The 21,027-nt window shown below is 74.5% G+C and carries 19 protein-coding genes; 2 read left to right on the forward strand and 17 right to left on the reverse strand.

Annotation, left to right across the window (positions count from 1 at the left end; translation table 11 throughout):
• Positions 1-77 precede the first annotated feature (77 nt).
• From NF338_RS16900 to aceA, 3 genes are all read right to left on the reverse strand, one after another.
• Positions 78-1,004, reverse strand: coding sequence for a hypothetical protein (locus tag NF338_RS16900; protein WP_264031856.1), 927 nt, complete (start codon positions 1,002-1,004; stop codon positions 78-80).
• A gap of 203 nt (positions 1,005-1,207) precedes the next feature.
• On the reverse strand, positions 1,208-2,926 hold the full coding sequence (gene aceB / locus NF338_RS16905; protein WP_264031857.1) for a malate synthase A: 1,719 nt from the start codon (positions 2,924-2,926) through the stop codon (positions 1,208-1,210).
• 110 nt (positions 2,927-3,036) lie between these two features.
• Positions 3,037-4,452 (reverse strand): isocitrate lyase, encoded by a 1,416-nt coding sequence (gene aceA, locus NF338_RS16910; protein ID WP_264031858.1) that lies wholly within the window; start codon positions 4,450-4,452, stop codon positions 3,037-3,039.
• Positions 4,453-4,632: 180 nt separating this feature from the next.
• On the opposite strand from aceA, the gene NF338_RS16915 reads away from it, so the two are divergent.
• The gene (locus NF338_RS16915) at positions 4,633-6,129 is read left to right on the forward strand and encodes a helix-turn-helix transcriptional regulator (protein WP_264031951.1); all 1,497 of its coding nucleotides are present in this window, start codon (positions 4,633-4,635) and stop codon (positions 6,127-6,129) included.
• 57 nt (positions 6,130-6,186) lie between these two features.
• Here the strand turns inward: NF338_RS16915 and NF338_RS16920 are convergent, their stop codons facing one another.
• Entirely contained in the window at positions 6,187-6,462 is a 276-nt protein-coding gene (locus NF338_RS16920) for a helix-turn-helix domain-containing protein (protein WP_264031859.1), read from the reverse strand.
• Between the two features lie 63 nt (positions 6,463-6,525).
• Here NF338_RS16920 and map point away from each other — a divergent pair, with 63 nt between their 5' ends.
• On the forward strand, positions 6,526-7,290 hold the full coding sequence (map, locus tag NF338_RS16925; protein ID WP_264031860.1) for a type I methionyl aminopeptidase: 765 nt from the start codon (positions 6,526-6,528) through the stop codon (positions 7,288-7,290).
• A gap of 127 nt (positions 7,291-7,417) precedes the next feature.
• On the opposite strand, the gene NF338_RS16930 is transcribed toward map, so the two are convergent.
• The 13 genes from NF338_RS16930 to NF338_RS16990 form a co-directional block, all read right to left on the reverse strand.
• Positions 7,418-9,178 (reverse strand): alpha/beta hydrolase, encoded by a 1,761-nt coding sequence (locus tag NF338_RS16930; RefSeq protein WP_264031861.1) that lies wholly within the window; start codon positions 9,176-9,178, stop codon positions 7,418-7,420.
• Between the two features lie 66 nt (positions 9,179-9,244).
• Complete coding sequence (locus NF338_RS16935) at positions 9,245-10,450, reverse strand: acetyl-CoA C-acyltransferase (RefSeq protein ID WP_264031862.1); 1,206 nt, start codon at positions 10,448-10,450, stop codon at positions 9,245-9,247.
• The gene (locus tag NF338_RS16940; protein WP_264031863.1) at positions 10,447-11,613 is read right to left on the reverse strand and encodes an alpha/beta hydrolase; all 1,167 of its coding nucleotides are present in this window, start codon (positions 11,611-11,613) and stop codon (positions 10,447-10,449) included. Before NF338_RS16940 ends, NF338_RS16935 begins: the two co-directional genes overlap by 4 nt.
• Positions 11,610-12,314, reverse strand: coding sequence for a CoA transferase subunit B (locus tag NF338_RS16945; RefSeq protein WP_264031864.1), 705 nt, complete (start codon positions 12,312-12,314; stop codon positions 11,610-11,612). The genes NF338_RS16940 and NF338_RS16945 overlap by 4 nt, the downstream gene beginning before the upstream one ends.
• Positions 12,315-12,317: 3 nt before the next feature.
• Positions 12,318-13,202 (reverse strand): CoA transferase subunit A, encoded by an 885-nt coding sequence (locus tag NF338_RS16950; protein WP_264031865.1) that lies wholly within the window; start codon positions 13,200-13,202, stop codon positions 12,318-12,320.
• Positions 13,199-14,356 (reverse strand): alpha/beta fold hydrolase, encoded by a 1,158-nt coding sequence (locus tag NF338_RS16955; protein WP_264031867.1) that lies wholly within the window; start codon positions 14,354-14,356, stop codon positions 13,199-13,201. The genes NF338_RS16950 and NF338_RS16955 overlap by 4 nt, the downstream gene beginning before the upstream one ends.
• Positions 14,356-15,144 carry a 3-hydroxybutyrate dehydrogenase gene (locus NF338_RS16960; RefSeq protein WP_264031868.1) on the reverse strand — a complete coding sequence of 263 codons (789 nt, stop codon included), beginning with the start codon at positions 15,142-15,144 and terminating at the stop codon, positions 14,356-14,358. Before NF338_RS16960 ends, NF338_RS16955 begins: the two co-directional genes overlap by 1 nt.
• The gene (locus NF338_RS16965) at positions 15,141-15,839 is read right to left on the reverse strand and encodes a TetR/AcrR family transcriptional regulator (RefSeq protein WP_264031869.1); all 699 of its coding nucleotides are present in this window, start codon (positions 15,837-15,839) and stop codon (positions 15,141-15,143) included. Before NF338_RS16965 ends, NF338_RS16960 begins: the two co-directional genes overlap by 4 nt.
• Positions 15,836-17,452, reverse strand: a complete 1,617-nt coding sequence (locus NF338_RS16970; RefSeq protein WP_264031870.1) for a class I adenylate-forming enzyme family protein — start codon at positions 17,450-17,452, stop codon at positions 15,836-15,838. The genes NF338_RS16965 and NF338_RS16970 overlap by 4 nt, the downstream gene beginning before the upstream one ends.
• Positions 17,449-18,606, reverse strand: a complete 1,158-nt coding sequence (locus NF338_RS16975) for a branched-chain amino acid ABC transporter permease (protein WP_264031871.1) — start codon at positions 18,604-18,606, stop codon at positions 17,449-17,451. Before NF338_RS16975 ends, NF338_RS16970 begins: the two co-directional genes overlap by 4 nt.
• Entirely contained in the window at positions 18,603-19,478 is an 876-nt protein-coding gene (locus tag NF338_RS16980; protein ID WP_264031872.1) for a branched-chain amino acid ABC transporter permease, read from the reverse strand. Before NF338_RS16980 ends, NF338_RS16975 begins: the two co-directional genes overlap by 4 nt.
• Positions 19,475-20,254, reverse strand: coding sequence for an ABC transporter ATP-binding protein (locus tag NF338_RS16985; RefSeq protein ID WP_264031873.1), 780 nt, complete (start codon positions 20,252-20,254; stop codon positions 19,475-19,477). Before NF338_RS16985 ends, NF338_RS16980 begins: the two co-directional genes overlap by 4 nt.
• The gene (locus tag NF338_RS16990) at positions 20,251-21,027 is read right to left on the reverse strand and encodes an ABC transporter ATP-binding protein (protein ID WP_264031874.1); all 777 of its coding nucleotides are present in this window, start codon (positions 21,025-21,027) and stop codon (positions 20,251-20,253) included. The genes NF338_RS16985 and NF338_RS16990 overlap by 4 nt, the downstream gene beginning before the upstream one ends.

A 21,027-nucleotide genomic window follows, 5' to 3' on the forward strand; every position in this document is an offset into this window, starting at 1 on the left:
GCGCCATGGGGAGACTCTGGCACGGCAGGGGCAGGGCGACCACAGCAACGCGGCGACGCCCGCGCCCCGGACGCCGGTCAGCTCGCGAGCGGGTCGTCCGCCGTGAGGTACCAGGGCTCGTAGCCCTCGAGCGAGAGCGTCCACAGCCCGGGGGCACCCGAGGGGACCGCGAGACAGACGTTGCCCGTCACGGTGTCGTCGGTGCCGATGATGCCCGTCCCGACGAGCGGGTCGGGCACCGCGCCGCACTGGCCGTCGGCGACGACGCCGTCGTCGCCGACGAAGCCGAGGTCGATCGCGCCCGACGCGGTGACCTGTGAGCTCGGGCCGAGGTAGGTCGCGGTGACCGGCACGATCCAGTACTCCGTGCCCTCCGGCGGCGCGGCGTTGACGTCGCTGTGCGCGAGGACCTCCGCTGTCGCCTCGTACGGCGGGTCGAGCAGGACCTCCCACTCCTCCCCGCCGATCGTGTAGCCGTCGAAGAACCACGGGTCGTCGGGCGTGCCGGAGCCCTCCCACTCACCCTCGGACCAGTCCTCGTCGGACCAGTCCTCGTCCGACCAGTCGTCGGTCGGCGCGGTGTACCACGCGGCGATCTGCCCGCCCGCGTCGCTCGCGACCCCAGCCGCGAAGCCGACGCCGCCGCCCACGGCGAGGCACGCCGCGCCGACGATCAGCCCGACGGCGGTGCGTGACAGCCCGCGGCGTGCGGCGGGCGGGGGCAGGCCGGGGAGCCCGGCGACCGGGTACGTCGGGCCTGGGCCCGGAGGGAGCGGTGCTGTCGGCGCGGTCCCCGGCGGGACGGGGCCATGGCCGATCGGGGCGGGCCCGTACCCGGGAGGAGCCTGCGGAGGCGTCGGCGCGAGGGGGACCGGTGCGGCGGCGAGCGGGGCGGCCGCGTGCCCGGGCGCCGGGAGCGGAGGCGGGGGTGATCCGGGAGCCGCCGGGGGCGGGCCGGACGGGCCCGACATCGACTGGTTCGGCGGCGCGAAGGGGTTGCTCATGGTGCTCCGGGCTCCTGCGGACGAGCGCCCGGACGACAGGTGTGTCGCCGCGCGTGGCCGGATGCTCCCACACCGCGACCTCCGCGCGCCACCACGCTCGCCGGGGCACGCGGTCGACCACGACGTCACCAGCCCCCGAGAACGACCTTGGTGTCGTTATCGCGCGGATAACGACACCAAGGTCGTGTTCGGCGGAGCCCGAGTTACGGCTGGTCGGCGTCCGAGCCCACCAGGAACTGCGAGTACGCCCCGATGGTGAGGAACGTCGGGAAGTCCTCGGCCAGCGCGACGGCGCGGAACACGTTCGCCGCGTCGTCGATGCGGTTGCCCGGCGTACGCGGCAGGTCGTCCACGATCTCGGCGAGGAGCGCCTCGACGCGGTCGCGCGTGATCGGCACGCCGTTCTCCGTGCGCGTGCCGGACGCGATCCACTGCCAGACCTGCGAGCGCGAGATCTCGGCGGTCGCGGCGTCCTCCATGAGGTGGTCGATCGCGGCAGCCCCGACGCCGCGCAGCCACGACTCGAGGTAACGCACGCCGACGGACACGTTGGACCGCAGGCCCGCGGCGGTCACGGTCGCCCCGGCGCGGCGGGCCGAGCCGATGTCGAGCAGCTCGTGCTGGCCCACCTCGACGTCGTCGCGCAGCCGCGACACCTGGTGTGGGCGGTCGCCCAGCACCGCGTCGAACTCGCCGCGCGCGACCTCGATGAGGTCCGGGTGCGCGACCCACGTGCCGTCGAACCCGTCGGTCGCCTCGCGGCGCTTGTCGGCGCGCACCTGCTCGAACGCGCGCTCGGTGACGTCGGGCCTGCGCCGGTCGGGGATGAAGGCGCTCATCCCGCCGATCGCGTGCGCGCCGCGCTTGTGGCACGTCGCGACGAGCAGCTCGGTGTACGCCCGCATGAACGGGGCGGTCATGGTGACCTGCGCGCGGTCGGGCAGCACGTAGGAGTCGCCGCGCGTGCGGAACGCCTTGATGACGGAGAACAGGTAGTCCCACCGCCCGGCGTTGAGCCCGGCACAGTGCTCGCGCAGCTCGTGGAGGATCTCCTCCATCTCGAACGCCGCGGGCAGGGTCTCGATGAGGACCGTGGCGCGGATCGTGCCCTGCGGCAGCCCCAGGTACTCCTGGGCGAGCACGAACACGTCGTTCCACAGCCGGGCCTCGCGGTAGCCCTCGAGCTTGGGCAGGTAGAAGTATGGCCCTCGGCCGCGCTCGACGAGCTCGCGCGCGTTGTGGAACGCGTAGAGCCCGAAGTCCACGAGCGACGCCGACGCCGACACGCTGACCCCAGCCCGGTCGACGTACCGCATGTGCTTCTCGATGAGGTGCCACCCGCGCGGACGGAACACGATCGTCGGCAGGTCGGTGAGCGTCGTCGAGCGCAGGCGGTACTCCTTGCGGTGGTCGCCCGCGCCGGTCGTGTGGGTGAGCGTCCCGCGGATCGCGTCGTGCAGCGCGAGCTGGCCCTCGACGACGTTGCGCCACGTCGGGCTGGAGGCGTCCTCGGCGTCGGCGAGCCAGACCTTGGCGGCGGAGTTGAGCGCGTTGATCGTCATCTTGGGGTCGGTCGGGCCCGTGATCTCGACGCGGCGGTCCTCGAGGCCGGGCGCACCGGTCGAACCGGCGACGCGCCACGACGGGTCGTCGCGCACGGGCCGCGTCGCGGCGCGGAAGTCGGGGTCGATCCCGTCCGCGACATCCTGCCGGCGCTGCTGGCGATCCATGAGGAGCTCGTGGCGGCGGGCCACGAACCGGTCGTGCAGCAGCGTGAGGAAGTCGAGCGCCTCGGGCGTGAGGATCTCGCGGTAGCGCTCGCCCAGCGTCCCGGTGACGCGCAGCGTGCCGGTGACACGCGGGCTGCTCGCCGCAGAGGGGGACGTCGGAGGGGGAGAGGTGGTCGTGGTCAGCGTGGTCATGGCGTGCTCCGAAGGTCGTGCTCCCGCGAGAGAGAACCCCGAGCTTCGAGGTAGAGCGCTGCGAGCTCTATCTCGGGCGCGCGGGTTCTCTCTCGCGGGAGGGGGAGGGCTTAGTGGAACTGGGCGGTCTCGGTGGACCCGGCGAGCGCGAGGGTGGCGGCGTCGGGGTTGAGAGCCGTGGCGACCCGGTCGAAGTAGCCGGTGCCGACCTCCCGCTGGTGGCGGGTGGCGGTGTAGCCGTCGGCCTCGGAGGCGAACTCGGCCTCCTGGAGCTCGACGTAGGCGGACATGGCGCGCTCGTTGTAGCCGCGCGCGAGCTCGAACATGGAGTGCGAGACGGCGTGGAAGCCGGCCAGCGTGATGAACTGGAACGCGTAGCCCATCGCGGCGAGCTCCTTCTGGAAGCTCGCGATCTGGGCGTCGTCGAGGTGCTTCTTCCAGTTGAACGACGGCGAGCAGTTGTAGGCGAGCTTCTTGTCCGGGTACTGCGCGTGGATCGTCTCGGCGAACCTGCGCGCGAGCTCGAGGTCGGGCTCGCCCGTCTCGACCCAGATGAGGTCGGAGTACGGCGCGTACGCGAGGCCGCGCGCGACGACCGCGTCGAGCCCCGGGCGCACCCGGTAGAAGCCCTCCGAGGTGCGCTCGCCCGTGAGGAACGGGCGGTCGCGCTCGTCGACGTCGGACGTGAGCAGGTCCGCGGCGAGCGAGTCCGTGCGGGCGATGATGACCGACGGCACGCCCGCGACGTCGGCCGCGAGGCGTGCGGCGTTGAGCGTGCGGATGTGCTGGCTCGTGGGGACCAGCACCTTGCCGCCGAGGTGGCCGCACTTCTTCTCCGACGCGAGCTGGTCCTCCCAGTGCACGCCCGCGGCGCCCGCGGCGATCATCGAGTGCATGAGCTCGTACGCGTTGAGCGGGCCGCCGAACCCGGCCTCGGCGTCGGCGACGACCGGGGCGAGCCAGTCGCGGCCGGGCGCACCCGACTCCGCCGTCTCGATCTGGTCCGCGCGCAGGAGCGCGTTGTTGATGCGGCGCACGACGGCGGGCACGGAGTTGGCGGGGTAGAGCGACTGGTCGGGGTACGTCTGGCCGGACAGGTTGGCGTCGGCCGCGACCTGCCACCCGGACAGGTAGATGGCCTGGAGGCCCGCGCGCACCTGCTGCACGGCCTGGTTGCCGGTGAACGCGCCGAGCGCGGCGACCCACTCCTCGGTGTGGATGAGGTCCCACAGCTTCTCGGCGCCGCGACGGGCGAGCGTGTGCTCCTCGCGCACTGAGCCGCGCAGCGCGACGACGTCCTCGGCGGTGTAGTCGCGGTCGAGCCCGGCCCAGCGCGGGTCGGTCGCCCACTGCTCGGCGATCTCGGCGGCCGTCTGGTTCTGGTCGCCGGGGCGGGGGCCTGCGCTTCCGGCGCGACCCGGCGTGCGGCCCGCGACGTCCGCCGTCGTCGCGACGGCGCCGAGCGGACGGGCGCCGCCCGCGTACTCGGACGGGGAGCGGCGGCTGACGATGGTGGGCCTGTTCACGGGTGCCTCCTGGTGGTGCGCCGGTCCGCGCTGCGCGGACCGGACGGGCCGGTCGGTGGACCTCGGCGAGGTCCGTGCTTCGACCTTCCTCCCGCTGACGACCCCGTCTCAAGCCAGATCGAGCGAAAGAATCGCACTTCTTCTCTTGTGCGGAAGGAGTGGCGCGTGTCACTCTCAGTCATGGCTATCCCGACGACGCGACCGGCCGGAATCGCGGAACATGCGGAAATCCCGCTCGAGAGCGAGCCCGACGCCTTGACGATCGGCCGCAGGATCCGGCACCTGCGCACCGCGCGCGGCATGACGCTCGACGAGCTCGGCGCCGCCATCGGCCGCGCACCGTCCCAGGTGTCCCTCCTGGAGAACGGCAAGCGCGAGCCCAAGTTCGCCCAGCTCCAGGCCGTCGCGCGGGCGCTCGGCGCGAGCCTGGACGACCTCCTGTCGCCCGAGGCGCCGTCGCGCCGGGACGCGCTCGAGATCGAGCTGGAGCGCGCCCAGCGCGGCCCGCTCTTCGACGCGCTCGGGCTGCGTCCGGTGCGGGTCGGCAAGTCGCTGCCCACGGACGCGCTCGAGACGATCGTCGCGCTGGAGCGCGAGCTCCAGCGGCTGCACACCGAGCGCGCCGCGACGCCCGAGGAGGCGCGCCGCGCCAACGCGGAGCTGCGCGCGACCATGCGCGCGCAGGACAACTACTTCCCCGAGCTCGAGGACGCGGCGGCCGAGCTGCTCGACGGCGTCGGGCACGCGGGCGGCCCGCTGCCCCAGCGCGTCGCGGCGGACATCGCCGCCCACCTGGGCTTCACGCTGCACTACGTGGGGGACCTGCCGCACTCGACCCGCTCGGTGCTCGACCTGCGCCACCGCCGCGTCTACCTGCCGAGCGACGGGATGCGCGGGCGGTCCAACGCGACGTCGGCGCTGCTCCAGGCGCTCGCGCCGCACGTGCTCGGGCACGCGGAACCGCGCGACTACCGCGAGTTCCTGCGCCAGCGCGTCGAGGCCAACTACCTCGCGGCGGCGCTCCTGCTGCCGGAGCGCCACGCGGTCAAGGCGCTGCGGGCCGCGAAGGAGGCGCGCGAGATCTCGATCGAGGACCTCCGCGACGCGTTCGCCGTGTCGTACGAGACCGCCGCGCACCGGTTCACCAACCTCGCGACGAAGCACCTCGGCATCCCGGTGCACTTCATGAAGGTCCACGAGTCCGGGGTGATCCACAAGGCGTACGAGAACGACGGCGTGCGCTTCCCCGCCGACCCGCTCGGCGCCGTCGAGGGGCAGTACGTGTGCCGGAGCTGGACCGCGCGCACGGTGTTCGCGGTCGAGGACCGGCTCAGCCCGTTCAGCCAGTACACGGACACCCCGAGCGGCACCTACTGGTGCACGTCGCGCGTCCAGGCGTCCGCCGACGGCGAGTTCTCCGTGAGCGTCGGCGTGCCGTTCGCGCACGTGAAGTGGTTCCTGGGCCGCGACACGACCGAGCGCCTGGTCTCCCGGTGCCCCGACGGCGCGTGCTGCCGTCGCCCGCCGGACGCGCTCTCCGACCGCTGGGCCGGGCAGTCGTGGCCGAGCGCCCGGCCGCACGCGTCGATGCTCGCCGCGATGCCGACGGGCGCGTTCCCCGGCGTGGACACGACCGAGGTCTTCTCGTTCCTCGAGGCGCACGCGCCGACGCCCTGACGCGACGGGCCGGGCGAGGAGCGTCTCCTCGGCCATCGGCCGGCGTGCGGCGTATTCCTAGGAGGCGAGCTGCCCGTCGTCGGTCCCGGCCGTCCCGCCGACCTCGGCCCAGACGGCGTCGAGCGAGAGGTCGAGCGTCGTGGCGATCGCTGCGACGGTCGAGAACGCGGGGGTGGCGATGCGCCCGGACTCGATCTTGCGCAGCGTCTCCGGAGAGATGCCGGCGTCGAGCGCGACCTCGAGGATCGAGCGTGAGCCGCGCGCGCGCCGGAGCAGCGCGCCGAGGCGCCGACCCCGGTCGACGTCGGCGGGCGTGAGAGGAAGCCGGACCATCCTCCGATGATAGTACCGGTATAGAATTACCGGTATATCTATCGGAGAGCGAGGACGGTGCACGTGATCGAGATCCTGACCCCGGCGGAGCTGCCCCGCGCACGGAGCGCCGGCGCGCTCGTCGGGCACGTCCTGCGGACCCTGCGGAGCCGTGTGTCGGTCGGCACGAACCTCCTGGAGATCGACCGGTGGGCGCGGGAGCTGATCGCCGAGGCCGGGGCGCGGTCCTGCTACGTGGACTACGCGCCGTCGTTCGGGCGCGGACCGTTCGGTCACCACGTGTGCACCGCCGTCAACGACGCCGTGCTCCACGGGATGCCCCACGATCACGACCTGGTCGACGGCGACCTGCTCACGCTCGACCTCGCAGTCGTCAAGGACGGCTTCGCCGCCGACTCCGCCGTGAGCTTCCTCGTCGGCGAGACCCGTCCGCGCGAGAGCGTCGCGCTCATCGACGCGACCGAGCGTGCGCTCGCCGCGGGCATCGCGGCCGCGCGCCCCGGCGCGCGCGTCGGCGACCTCTCGCACGCGATCGGCACCGTCCTGTCCGACGCCGGATACGCGATCAACCTCGAGTTCGGCGGTCACGGGATCGGGTCGACGATGCACCAGGACCCGCACGTGGCCAACGCGGGCCGCCCGGGCCGTGGGTACCGTCTCCGCCCCGGCCTGCTCCTCGCTCTGGAACCCTGGGTGATGGCGGACACCGACCGGCTCGTGACCGACGCCGACGGGTGGACGCTGCGCAGCGCGACCGGTTGCCGCACGGCGCACAGCGAGCACACCATCGCGATCACCGAGGACGGTGCCGAGGTCCTGACCCTCTAGACACCCGAGCACGGGCGACGAGCCCGAGAAGCGCTGTCTCGGGCGCCGTCGTCAGCGGTCCGGGTGACGGACCGAGCGAGCGACGCCGTCGCCTCCGTGCAGCGGCGGGACCCGTGCGCGCGTCGGCTCAGCCGATCGAGCCGCCCTCGGTCGGCGCGTCCATGGCGGCCTTGAGGCGCTCGGTGTCGGCGTCCGACCAGCCGTCGGGGGCGTGGAGTGCGGCGAAGCCGTCGGCGTACTCGAGCTTGTAGACGTGCCCGTGGCCCGGCGGGATGTCCGACGCCGCCGCGACGAACAGGTCGCCCGTGAGCTGCCAGAACGTGACGAACGGGTACCACCGGACGTCGCCCAGCACGTCGGGGCCGCGCGGCTCGCGCAGCCAGTCTGGCTCGGACCACAGCGTCTCTGGTCCCCACCACGTCACGCCGTCGGACGCGTGCTGCAGGTAGACGACGCGCGGCTCGTCCCACCGCGGGCCGGGGCCCCACAGGTCGGCCACCCCGGTCGCGACCGGGTCGCCCCACCGGACCTGCCGGCCGTCGTCGAGCACGGGCGCGTACTCGAGCGACCCGGGGTCGCGCGCGTCGGTGAGCTCGCGCCACATCGGGGTGAAGCCGGGCGTCCCGGTGAACATCGCGCCGTCGGAGCGCGCCTCGACGTCCTGCACCCCGCTGAACGCGCCCTGCATGCCGAACGACCCGAGCGAGATGCCGAAGGCGAGCAGGCGCGGGCGGGCGTCCTCGGGGAGCTCCGACCAGCGCGCATACACGGCCTCGAAGAGCGCCTTGCCGGCCGCGGGCGGGGTCGAGCGGTCGCCGACGAAGCTGATCCAGCTCGGCAGGTACGAGTACTGCATGCTCGCGATCGCGGTGTCGCCGCCGTGCATGAGCTCGAGCGCCTCCACCATGCCCGGGTCGACCCAGCCGGTCCCGGTCGTGGTCGCGACGACGAGGACGGACCGGTCCCACGCGTCGGTGCGGTCGAGCTCGTCGACGACGCGCGCCGCCGTGGCGTCGAGGTCGCCGTCGGCGTCGAGGCCCGCGTAGGCGTGGATCGGCTCGCGCACGTCCGCGGGGTCGACGACGTCGCCCGCCTCGGCGAACACGCGCAGCTCGTCGACGGTCGGGCCGGACACGACGAACTTGCGGCCCTCAGCGCCGAGCGAGTCCCACGTCTCGGGGGACGCCGCCGACCCGGACCGCTCGGGCTGGGCCGGGTGAGACAGACGGGGGTCGACGTCGGCGTTCGCGGCCGAGTAGATCGAGTTGAGCGCGCTCATCGCGCCCGACCAGACGACGCCGTTGAACACGAGCACCACGACGACCGCGACCGCGACGCCGCTCACGAACCGCGCGACCGGAGCAGGCACGACCCGGCCGACCAGCCGGGCGACCCAGCGCGCGACGCGGCGCAGCCCCCGCCCGGCCTGCAGCACGAGCAGCGCGACGGCGAGCGCCACGAGGAGGGTGACGACCTCACGCCCGGGGACGTCCTCGGACATGCCGAACAGGTGCCGCAGCTCGATCTGGCGGCGTGCGCCGAGGACCAGCGAGAGGGGCACGAGCACGACCGTCGCCCCGGCGAGCACCCACCACGCGACGCGGCTCGCGCGCGCCGTCCAGCGGATGCGCAGGCCGACCTTCACGGCGAACCACTCGACGAACGCCCCGACCCCGTACCCGCCGACCGCGCTCACGCCCGAGATCACGGCCTGGTAGTACCAGGCGCGCGGGATGAGCGACGGGGTGAACGACAGGCAGAACCACAGCAGCGCGAGCACCAGACCGGTCGCCGAGAACCGCCGCAACCACCGCCCCCACACGCCGTGCCGGGGCCGCTCCTCGTCGACGGGCTCAGGGGCGCGGGTCTCCGTCACGGTGGGCTGCACATCGCGAGCGTAGGCGAGGCGCCTCGAACCGTCCCCTCGAACCGGCCGCGCCCCCGTCGCCGACCGTCAGGCCTCCAGGAGCAGCGCCTCGCCCTGGCCCCCGCCGCCGCACAGCCCGACGGCGACGCGCCCGCCGCCGCGACGCGCGAGCTCGTGCGCCGCGTGGACGGCGAGGCGGGCGCCGGACGCCCCGATGGGGTGGCCGAGCGAGATGCCGCCGCCATGCACGTTGACGACGTCCGGCGAGACGCCGAGCACGCGCGTGGACACCGCGACGACCGTGGCGAACGCCTCGTTGATCTCGACGAGGTCGAGGTCCTCGACCGTCCAGCCCGCGCGGTCGAGCGCCTGGCGGATCGCGCGCGCCGGCTGGGAGTGCAGCGACGTGTCGGGACCGGCGACCTGACCCCAGGCGCGCACGGTCGCGAGCACCGGCGCGCCCGCGGACTCTGCCCGGGCACGCGTCGTGAGCACGAGCGCGGCCGCGCCGTCGGAGATCTGCGACGCGTTGCCCGCGGTGATGCTGCCCTCGGGGTCGAACGCGGGGCGCAGGCGCGCGAGGCCCTCGACGCTCGTGTCAGGGCGCACGCCCTCGTCGTCGCGCACCTCGACCGGCTCGCCGCGGCGCTGCGGGACGCTCACGGGCGCGAGCTCGGCGTCGAACAGGCCGTCCTTCGCCGCGGCCGCGGCGCGCTGGTGCGAGGCCGCCGCGACGGCGTCCTGCTCCTCGCGGGACACGAACACGTCGCCCACGTTGGTGCGCTCGGTCGAGACGCCCATGGAGGCGCGGTCGAACGCGTCGGTGAGCCCGTCGCGCGCGACGGCGTCGACGAGCGTCGCGTCCCCGAACGCGAACCCGGCGCGCGACCCGGGGAGCAGGTGCGGCGCGTTGGTCATGGACTCCTGGCCGCCGACGAGCACGACCTCGGCCTCGCCGGAGCGGATCATGCGCGTGCCGTCGATGACGGCGGTGAGCCCCGAGAGGCACACCTTGTTCACCGTCACGGCGGGCACGTCCCAGCCCACGCCGGCGCCCGCGGCGGTCTGGCGCGCGGGGTTCTGCCCCGCCCCGGCCTGGAGCACCTGGCCGAACACCACGGCGTCGACGGCGTCCGCGCCGAGTCCCGAGCGTTCGATCGCGGCGCGCGCGGCGACGGCGCCGAGCTCGACCGCGGTCAGCGCAGCGAGCGAGCCCTTGAGCCGCCCCTGCGGGGTGCGGGCGGCGGCGACGACCACGACGTCGTCAGGGGAGTGCGGGGTGGTGGTGCTCACGGCTGGACCTCCAGGGGTGCGGACGGCGATGTCTGCGCGGGCGCCGGGGGTGTGGCGACCGCTCGTACGGTGGTCGTGCTGGCGACGGCGCCGTCCACGAGCCCGAGCAGGAGCCCGAGGAACACGTCCGGCTCCTCGAGGTGGGGGCTGTGCCCGACGCCGGGCCGCACCTCTTCACGGTACCGCCCGCCCGCGGCGGCGTAGGCGTCGAGGACGGCGCGGGTCTGGGCGACCATCGGCTGCGGCGGGTGCGTCTCGGCCCCGGGCCAGCCGGGGACGGCGCCGATCGCGCCGAGCTGCGCGAGGTCGAACAGCGACGTGTCCGAGACGATCGCGTCGGCGTCGCCCCGCACCCACAGCACGGGCGCCGTCGCGCCGGACGTCGCGAAGCCGGACAGGTCGCAGAACTTCGCGCTGATCGCGTTGTTCATGCCGCGCGTCCCGGGCGCGACGCCAGGCCAGGTGTCCGACGGCGTCTGGTCGCCCGGGTAGTTGCCGTCGCCCGTGCGCGTCGAGAGCACGGAGTCGAGCAGCAGCTCCTCCAGGGCGCCGAGCGGCTCGCCGAGCGAGGCCGGGTCGGCGACGTAGAACCGGCGCAGCACGTCGCGGGGTGACCCGGTGTCCTCGCTGCGGTCGCCCGCGGCGAGCGCCGCGACGAACGCAGGGTTGGCCGTCCCGCCGCCGGAGCCCGCGAAGTCGGCCGAGAGCGGCGTGCCGTCCACGTCGCGCGTGCCGCCGAACCCGTACGGCGACATGGGCGCCTCGAGGAGCACCGCGTCGAAGAGGTCGGGTCGGTCCGTCGCGAGCTGGAGCACGACCCCCGCCCCCGCGGAGTGCGCGACCGCGACGAGCGGGTGCGCGAGGTCGAGCGCGTCGACGACCGCCGCGACGTCGTCCGCGTAGTCCCGCACGCCCCGCGTCGCGTCGACGGGCCGGGGCTCGGCGTCGCCGTACCCGCGCAGGTCGACGGCGACGCCGCGCACGTCGGCGGGCAGCGCACGCAGCAGCGGGTCGAAGAACGCCGACGACGAGCAGTTGCCGTGCACGAGCAGGACCGTCGCGCGCGCGGAGTCGACCGGGACGACCTCGCGCACGTGCTCGCGCCCGCGCGGGGTCGTGACGTCGCGGTGCAGCACGTCACGCGGCAGCGCGTCGCGCGTCACGACGGCGTCCCGGCGGCCTGCGTGGACGGTCCCGGCCCGGCGTCGGTGACGTCGAGCGGCGCGTCGTCGAGCGCGACGGCGAGGTCGGGCTCGGTCGCGGCGCGCACGTCGTCGACGCTCACGCCGGGCGCGCTCTCGCGCAGCACGAGGCCGTCGGTCGTCACGTCGATCACGGCGAGGTCGGTGATGATCCGGTGCACGACGCCTCGCCCGGTGAGCGGGAGCGAGCACGACCGCAGGATCTTGGGCGACCCGTCGCGCGCGACGTGCTCCATGAGCACGATGACGCGCCCGGCGCCGTGCACGAGGTCCATCGCGCCGCCGGGGCCCTTGACCATCTTGCCGGGGATCATCCAGTTGGCGAGGTCGCCGGTCTCGGAGACCTGCATGCCGCCGAGGATCGCGGCGTCGATCTTGCCGCCGCGGATCATGCCGAAGCTCAGCGCGGAGTCGAAGAACGCGGCGCCCGGCAGGACGGTGACGGTCTCCTTGCCGGCGTTGATGAGGTCGGGGTCGACCGCGTCCTCGGTGGGGTACGGCCCGACGCCGAGGATGCCGTTCTCCGACTGGAGCACGAGGTGCTTGTCCTCCGGCACGTAGTTGGGCACGAGCGTCGGCAGGCCGATGCCGAGGTTGACGTACCAGCCGTCCTGGAGCTCGCGCGCGGCGCGCGCGGCCATCTCGTCACGGGTGAGCGCCATGTCTCAGCCCTCCTTCACGCTGGTCGCGGTGCCCGACGGCGCGGGCGCGGGCTGGTCGGGTCCGGCGCCCGGGCGCACCGTGCGGCGCTCGATGCGCTTGGGCACGTCGGGACCGACCTCGACGACGCGGTGCACGAACACGCCGGGCAGGTGGACCTCGTCGGGGTCGATCTCGCCGGGCTCGACGAGCTCCTCGACCTGCGCGACGCACACGCGGCCCGCCATCGCGGCGAGCGGGGAGAAGTTGCGGGCCGACCGGTGGAACACGAGGTTGCCGTGCCGGTCGCCGCGCAGGGCGTGCACGAGCGCGTAGTCCGTGGTGATCGCGTCCTCGAGCACGAACTCGGCATCGTCGGGGAACGACCCGTCGCGACCGCGCGGCCCGACGCCGAACGTGCGCACCTCCTTGGGTGCGCTGGCCTGCGCGACGCCGCCCGCGCCGTCGTACCGCTGGGGCAGGCCGCCCTCGGCGACCTGCGTGCCGACGCCCGTCCGGGTCCAGAACCCGGCGATGCCCGCGCCGCCGGCGCGCAGCTTCTCCGCGAGCGTGCCCTGCGGCGTGAGCTCCAGCTCGAGCTCGCCCGAGAGGAACTGCCGCTCGAACTCCTTGTTCTCCCCGACGTACGAGCTCGTCATCTTCCGGATGCGGCCCGCCCCGAGCAGCACGCCGAGGCCCCAGTCGTCGACGCCGCAGTTGTTGCTCACGACCCACAGGTCGCGCGTGCCCTGGGCGAGCAGCGCCTCGATGAGCGCGATCGGGTTGCCGCACAGGCCGAACCCGCCGACGGCGAGCGACGCGCCGTCGGGCACGTCGGCGACGGCCTCGGCCGCGGACGCGACCACCTTGTCCAGCCCGGTCCCTCGTGGGGACGCGATCGTGGGGCTCATGCCGTGACCTCCTCGTCACTCGCGGTTCCCGGTCCACCGCTCGTGACGGCGGCCAGGGCCCGCAGGGTCTCGCCCGCGACGGCCTCGACGCCGGGCGGGCTCATGATGATCGTGTAGTGATTGATACCCGCTACGTCGCGGGTGCGCAGCCCCGGCAGTCGCGCGCGCCACGCCGCGAGGTGCTCGGGGGAGTAGAGGGCCTCGGGCTCGTCGAGCAGGCCGCGCGGCGCGCGCAGCAGCACGAGCGGCACGTCGAGCGGGTGGTCGCCCGCGAGCGCGTCCGCGAGCGGCCCGCCCTCGTAGAGCTCGAGCGAGTCGGCGGAGACCGCCGCGCCCGACGACGCCGGGCGCAGCGCGGGCGCCTCGCCGACGAGGTCGTAGTCGACGTACCCCGCGACGACGTCGCCCCACGGCTCGTCCCACGCGCTCGCGAACGCGGGGTGCGCGCGCCAGAAGCCGCGGTACTCCTCGCGGTCGGCGAACGTCCGCTCGAGCCGCTCGACGGCCGGCCCGAGCAGGGCGCGCAGGACCTGGTCGTGGTCGGCGTCGGGGGGCAGGCCCGCGGGCGGCGGGAGCGGGATCCCGCCGTCGACGAGCACGAGCCGCGACACGCGGCCGGGGTGGCGGTGCGCGAGCACGACGGACACGAACGCGCCCATCGAGTGCCCGAGCGCGACGACGCTCTCGATCCCCAGCACGTCGAGCACCGCCGCGAGGTCGTCGGCGTGCGCCCCCATGCCGTACGGGCCGGGGAGCCCGTTGCTGCGCCCGCGCCCGCGCAGGTCCGGCGCGATCACGCGCACGCCCGGCAGCGCGGCGACGACGGCCGGCCACGCGCGGTGCGACGCCGTGATGCCGTGCACCGCGAGGACGGTCGGGACGGTCATCGCATCCGGCCTCGCATGCGGCCGCGCGTCGGGCCCCGCGTCGTCGAGCCGCGCGTGCTCGCGGCGGCGCGCACCGTCGTCGAGCCGTGCGCCGGGTGCGGGGACCGGGTCCCACACGCCGACGCGCAGCCGCCCGCCCGCGACGGGCACGTCGAGCGTCGCGTAGGTGTGGGTCGCGGCGGTCACGTCGTGCGGTGCGGGTGCGGCGTCCGCCGTCGGGTGTGCGGACGTGGGGGCCGCCGTCGTGCCCGCTGTCGCTCCCGCCATCACCGCGCGCTCCAGCCGCCGTCGATCGTCCACGAGGCGCCCGAGACCATCGACGCGTCCGGGCCGGTGAGCCAGCCGACGAGCGACGCGACCTCCTCGGGCTCGACGAGCCGCTTCACCGCGGACTCGGCGAGGAGCACGGTCGCGAGCACCTCGGACTCAGGGATGCCGTGCACGCGCGCCTGGTCCGCGATCTGCTTCTCCACGAGCGGCGTGCGCACGTACCCGGGGTTGACGCACACGCTCGTCACGCCGTGCGGCCCGCCCTCGAGCGCCGTCACCTTGGACAGCCCCTCGAGCCCGTGCTTCGCGGACACGTACGCCGACTTGAACGGCGACGCGACGAGCCCGTGCACCGAGGAGATGTTGACCACGCGGCCGAACCCGCGCGCGTACATCCCCGGCAGCGCCGCGCGGATTAGCAGGAACGGCGCCTCGAGCATGATCGCGTGGAGCAGGCGGAAGTCGTCGGGGCGGAACTCCTCGATGGGGCTCACGCGCTGCACGCCCGCGTTGTTGACGAGGACGTCGACGTCGAGGCTCAGGTCGTCGAGGGCACGCGTGTCGGCGAGGTCGACGACCCACGCCTCGCCGCCGAGCTCGTCCGCGAGACGCTTCGCGCCGTCGGGGTCGACGTCGGCGACGGTCACGTGCGCGCCGCGCGCGGCGAGCTCGCGCGCGCACGCCGCGCCGATGCCGCTCGCGCCGCCCGTGACGAGCGCGCGCCGCCCGGCGAGCGGGGGGGCCGCGGGCGTGGACGCGGCGTGGACGGTGGCGGGGACGGTCACTGCGCGTCTCCTTCGGTCGTGGTTCCGGTCTGGGTCGTGGTCCCGGCCTCGGCAGCGGGTCGCGGTGCGGCGAGCGCGCGCTCGATGAACTGCATGGTCTGCTCGAAGACGTGCGGGGGGACCTCGGCGGCCGCGGTGTCGTACGACGGCGGCTCCGCGCCCTCGTCCCAGCGCCCGCCCCACAGGACCCAGCGCATGCCGACGATCTCGCCGATCCCCATGAGCGCCCACGCGGCGACCTCCGGGTCGACGTCGTGGCCGACCTCGCCGTTCGCACGCGCCTTGTCGAGCCCGGTCATGTAGCCCTCGACGATGCGCGAGTAGTGCCGGCGCAGGGCCCCTGGCGAGACGAACTCGGCCTGCCGCACGATCCGGTAGAGCGCCGGGTGCTCGGCGGTGAAGCGGAAGAACGCCTCGAAGCCCGCGCGCTCGGCGGCCAGCCGCGAGCCCGCCTGGGAGCTCGCCTCGATCATCGCGTGCCGCACGCGGCGGTTGAGGTCGTCGACGAGCTCGTCGAACACGTCGATCTTCGACTCGAAGTACAGGTAGAACGTGCCCTGCCCGACGCCCGCCGCCTCCGTGATCTTCACGATCGACGCGTCGTGGTACCCGACCTCGGCGAACACCTGCTCGGCCGCGGCGAGGATCTTGGCCCGCGTGCGGTTGCCGCGGGCGGTGCGGGGCTGGGTGCTCATGAGTCCTCCGGGACGGTCACGCGCTCGGCGAGCGAGCGGCGTGACACCTTGTGCAGCGACGTGCGGGGCAGGGACGGGACGAGGTCGAAGCGGCGCGGGACCTTGAAGTGCGCGAGCTCGCGGCGGCAGAACGCCTCGAGATCCTCGGCGTCGGTGGGGAAGCCCTGGCGCGGGACGACGAAGGCCGCGCCGACCTCGCCCCACCGGTCGTCCGGGACGCCCACGACCGCGACGTCCGCGACGCCGGGGTGGCGCCGGAGCACGGCCTCCACCTCGGACGGCGTGACGTTCTCGCCGCCGACGATGAAGACGTCCTTGATCCGGTCCACCACGCGGTAGTACCCGTCGGCGTCGCGCTCGACGAGGTCGCCGGTGCGCAGCCAGCCGTCGTGCAGGACGGCGGCCGTCGCGGCCTCGTCGCGGAAGTACCCGGCGAACACCCCGGGTCCGCGGACCAGCAGCTCGCCGGACGCCGGTCCGTCGAGGTGCTGGCCGGTCACCGGGTCGGCGACGGCGACCTCGACGTGCGGGTACGGCGTCCCGGCCGACCCGATGCGTTCGCGCGCCTGGTCGTCGGGCAGGCACAGCACGTTGGGCCCGGCCTCGGTGAGCCCGTACCCCTGCGAGAGCGCGACGCCGCGCCGGTGCCACGAGCGCAGCAGGGGCTCGGGCATCGGCGCGCCGCCCACGACGGCGTGCCGCAGCGACGACAGGTCGGCGCCCGCGAAGCCGGGGTGCTCCGCGAGGAGCAGGTAGTTGGTCGGGACGCCCATCATCGTCGTGACGCGGCGCTCCGCGACGAGCTGCAGCACGCGCTCGGGCTCGAACGTCCGCTCCAGGACGACCGTCGCGCCGGTCCACCACGCGAGCAGCGGCTGGATGTTCCACCCGCCCGCGTGGAACTGCGGCAGGACGCTCAGCACGACGTCGTGGCTCGTCAGCTCGACCGTGCGCGAGAGCGAGAGGTTGGTCCAGAAGCAGTTCGCGTGCGTGAGCAGCGCGCCCTTGGGCGTGCCCTGCGTCCCGGACGTGAAGACGAGCAGCAGCGGGTCGTCGTCGCGCACGGCCCGGCGCTCGGGGGCGGGCGCGACCGCGGCCCGGTCCGCGCCGCCCGTGCCACGCGCGCCGTCGGTCAACCGCGGGCGGTGCGACGGCGCGGGAACCCGCGCCTCGACGCCGCTCCGGCCGAGCTCGGTGCGCCGCGGCGCGAGGACGAGCCGGTCCAGGGCGGCGTCGGCCAGCGCGGAGAACTCCTGCTCGACGAGCACGAGCGCCGGGTCGGCCTGCTCGAGCTGCGCCGCGAGCTCGCCGGGCGACAGGCGCCACGACAGCGGCGCGAGCACCAGTCCCGCCTGCGCGCACGCGAAGAACAGCACGACCTGGTCGGCGCTGTTGCCCGTCACCGTGGCCACGCGGTCGCCGACGCCGTACCCGGCCTCGCGGAACGCCGCCGCCAGGGCGCTCGCGCGCTCGTGCAGGTCGCGGTAGCGCAGGGTGACACCCCGGTCGTCGACCGCGACGCGGTCCGGCGTCGCGAGGGCGCGGTCGCGCGTCCAGCGCCCGAGGGTGTGCAGGCCGTCCTGCGCGCCGGGCCGGTGCTGCGTCGTCGTCATGCCACCTCCTCGAGGCGCTCGCGGGCTCCCTCCCGATCCTCCCGCGGGCGGCGGCGCGCGGCGAGGCGCGACGCGGCCCCGGCGATGCCGCCCGGCAGGAACATCACGACGAGGATGAACAGCGTCCCGAGGAGGAACAGCGGCTCGCTGAGCGGGACGCGCAGGACGGCCGGCAGGTCGGCGACCGCCGCGGAGCTCGCGAGCGTCCCGAGCCGCTGGTCGAGGATCGTGTAGAGCACGCCGCCGACGATCGCGCCCCACCGGGACCCGACGCCGCCGAGCACGACCATCACGAGCAGCGTGAGCGTGAAGTCGGCGGACGTCGCGCGCGGCACCGCGCCGGACTGGAGCAGCAGGTAGGCCATGCCGACGACCGTCGCGAGCGTCGCCGCGAGCACGAACACGAGGAGCTTGACGAGGTAGGGGCGTCCGCCGATGACGCGCACGCGCATCTCGTTCTCGCGCGTCGCCGCCGCGACGTGCCCGGCGCGCGACCGCTCGACCCACAGCACCACGAGGTAGACCACGACGAGCACGGCGAGCGCGAGCCAGTAGAGGTTGCGCGTGTTGAGCACGCCCACGAAAGCGTCGGGGACGTTGCCGGTCGCGAGCGCGAGGCCCTCCTCGCCGCCGGTCGCGCCGCCGGGGTTGCGGCGCACGAGCACGTTGCCCGCCTGGGCGAACGCGAGGGTGACCATCGCGAAGGAGATGCCCGTGACGCGCAGCGAGATCGCGCCGACCACGTGCGCGAGGACGATCCCGCCGACGAGCACGAGCGCCGCGGCGGGCAGGAGCGGGATCTCGGTCGTGTCGAGCACGATCGCGAGCCCGTACACGCCCGCCGCGAAGTACAGCGCGTGGCCGAAGCTCAGCAGCCCCGCGACGCCGAACAGCAGGTGGTAGCTCAGCGCGAGCGCGCCGATGAGCCAGCACAGCGCCATCATCTGCAGCGCGCCGGGCGTGTACGTCGGGCCGGGCAGGACGCCGGGCACGTGGATCGCGAGCAGCGGGAGGCACGCGAGCAGCGCGACGAGCGCGGCGCCCGCGAGGGTGCGGACCAGCGTGCCCGACGGCGCGCGGCGGGCCGGGCGCTCGACCTGGGGCGCGTCGTCGGCGGGAGCGGCCGAGGCCGGGGGAGCGGTCTGGGTGGTCATGCGGCTGCCCTCCCGAGGAGGCCGGTGGGACGGACGAGGAGCACGAGCGCGAGCAGCAGCACGACGATGAGGTCGCCGTAGCCGAGGTAGTAGTTCGCGAACTGCTGGAGGACCGCGACGAGCACGGACGCGACCGCGGCCCCGGTCAGCGAGCCCAGCCCGCCGATGACGGTGACGATGAACGCGAAGATGAGCAGCGACCCGCCGAGGTGCGGCGAGACGTAGCCGAAGTACTGCGAGGCGAGGACGCCGCCGAGGCCCGCGGCGGCGCCGCCGAGGGCGAACACGAGCGTGAACGCCTTGCGCACGTCGATCCCGAGCGCCGTGACCATGGACCGGTTCTCGACGCCCGCGCGGATGATGAGTCCGTAGCGCGTGCGCTTGAGGAACAGGACGATCGCGCCGAGCACGAGCGCCGCCGCGGCGATCGCGACGAACCGGTCGTTGGGCACCGGGGCACCCGCGAGGTCGGTCGTGCCCTTGAGCCACGCGGGGCCCGAGATGAACTCGGGGTCCGAGCCCCACATGCCCTCGAACAGCGCGACGGACGCGAGCGAGAGCCCGACCGTGACGAGCACCTGCTCGATGTGCCGCTCGTAGAGGGGCCGGATGAGCAGCAGCTCGGTGAGCGCCGCGGCGGCGGCCCCGACGACTGCCCCGGCGACGAGCGAGAGCGCGAACACGCCCCACGAGTCCGCGCCGAGCGACCGTGCGACGAACCAGCCGCCGAACGCGCCGAGCGTGAGGAACGAGCCGTGCGCGAAGTTGAGGACGCCCATGAGCCCGTAGATGAGCGACAGGCCGGACGCGACGAGGAAGTACAGCGCCCCGAGGCCGAGCCCCGTGACGAGGAGGAGGACGATCGTGCTCACCGGGCAGCCGCCCCTTCGTTCTCGTGGTGTGCGTCCCCGGCGTGCACGCCGAGGAGCTGCTGGACGCGGTCGGGGTCGTCGAGGAGTTCGCGCGCGGGGCCGGAGTGCACGACGCGGCCCGCGTCGATGACGACGACGCGCTCGGCGAGCCGCTCGATGACCTCGAGGTTCTGCTCGACGAGCAGGATCGGGACGGTGCGCGCCGCCTCCGCGAGCGCGTCGGACACCTCGCCGACGATCCGGGGCGCGAGGCCCTTGGTCGGCTCGTCGACGAGAAGCAGCCGGTTGGCGTTGAGCAGGGCGCGCGCGAGCGACACCATCTGCTGCTGGCCACCCGAGAGCGTGCCCGCGCGCTGCGCGGAGCGCTGCACGAGGTCGGGGAACAGATCCGCGACGAGCTCGCGGCGCGGGTGCGCGTCGCGCTCCGCGAGCCGCAGGTTCTCCGCGACCGTGAGGCCGGCGAACACCTCGCGGTCCTCGGGGACGTACCCGACGCCGCGGCGCACGATGCGATCCGTGCGGTCGCCGTCGACCCGCTCGCCCGCGAGGAGCACCTCGCCCCGGCGCTCGATCAGCCCGAGCACGGCCTTGAGCGTCGACGTCTTGCCGACGCCGTTGCGCCCCAGTACCGCCGTGACGCCCGTCGACGGGACCGAGAAGGTCACGTCCTCGACGACCTGCTGGCCCGCGATGCGCGCGGACAGCCCACGTACCTCGAGGACGGGCACGTCGCTCGACGCCCCCTCGTGGGCGGTGCCGTTCCTGCGGCCGCTCATGCTGCCTCTCCTGCCGTGACGCCCAGGTAGGCGCTCTGCACCGTCGGGTCCGCCATGACGGCGTCCGGGGTGTCGCACGCGAGCAGCTCGCCGTGGTGCATGACGGCGACGCGGTCCACGAGCCCCAGGACGACGTCCATGTGGTGCTCGACCATGAGGACGGTGCAGCCGGTCGCGTGCAGGTCGCGGATGACCTCGACGAGGCCCGGCACGTCGGCCGACGACACGCCCGCCATGGGCTCGTCGAGCAGCACGACCCGCGGCTCCGTCGCGAGGAGCACCGCGATCTCGAGCTTGCGCTTGTCGCCGTGCGACAGGTCGCCCGCAGCGACCTCGGCGCGACGGGTGAGACCGACGGTCCCGAGGTGCCGGTCCGCCTCCCGCGTCGCGGCGTCGCCACGACGCGGGAAGCGCAGCACGGACAGGGCGCCGCCGAGGCGCCCCTGCGCGGCGAGCCGCACGTTCTCCCGGACGCTCAGGCGCGGGAACAGGCTCGACGTCTGGAACGTGCGGCCCAGCCCGGCGCGGGCGCGCGCGGCCACCGAGGTGGTCGTCACGTCCGCGCCCTCGAGGAGCACCGACCCGCTCGTCGGGCGGTGGATGCCCGAGACCAGGTTGAACAGCGTCGTCTTGCCCGCGCCGTTCGGCCCGATCACCCCGAGCATCTCGCCCTGCCCGACGGCGAGGCTGACGCCCTGGAGGATGCGCGCCCCGCCGATCTGGAGGCCGAGGTCGCGGACCTCGAGCGCGGGGAGGGTGTGCGGCTCGCCCAC

Source organism: Cellulosimicrobium sp. SH8 (assembly GCF_025818875.1).
GTDB lineage: Bacteria > Actinomycetota > Actinomycetes > Actinomycetales > Cellulomonadaceae > Cellulosimicrobium > Cellulosimicrobium cellulans_D.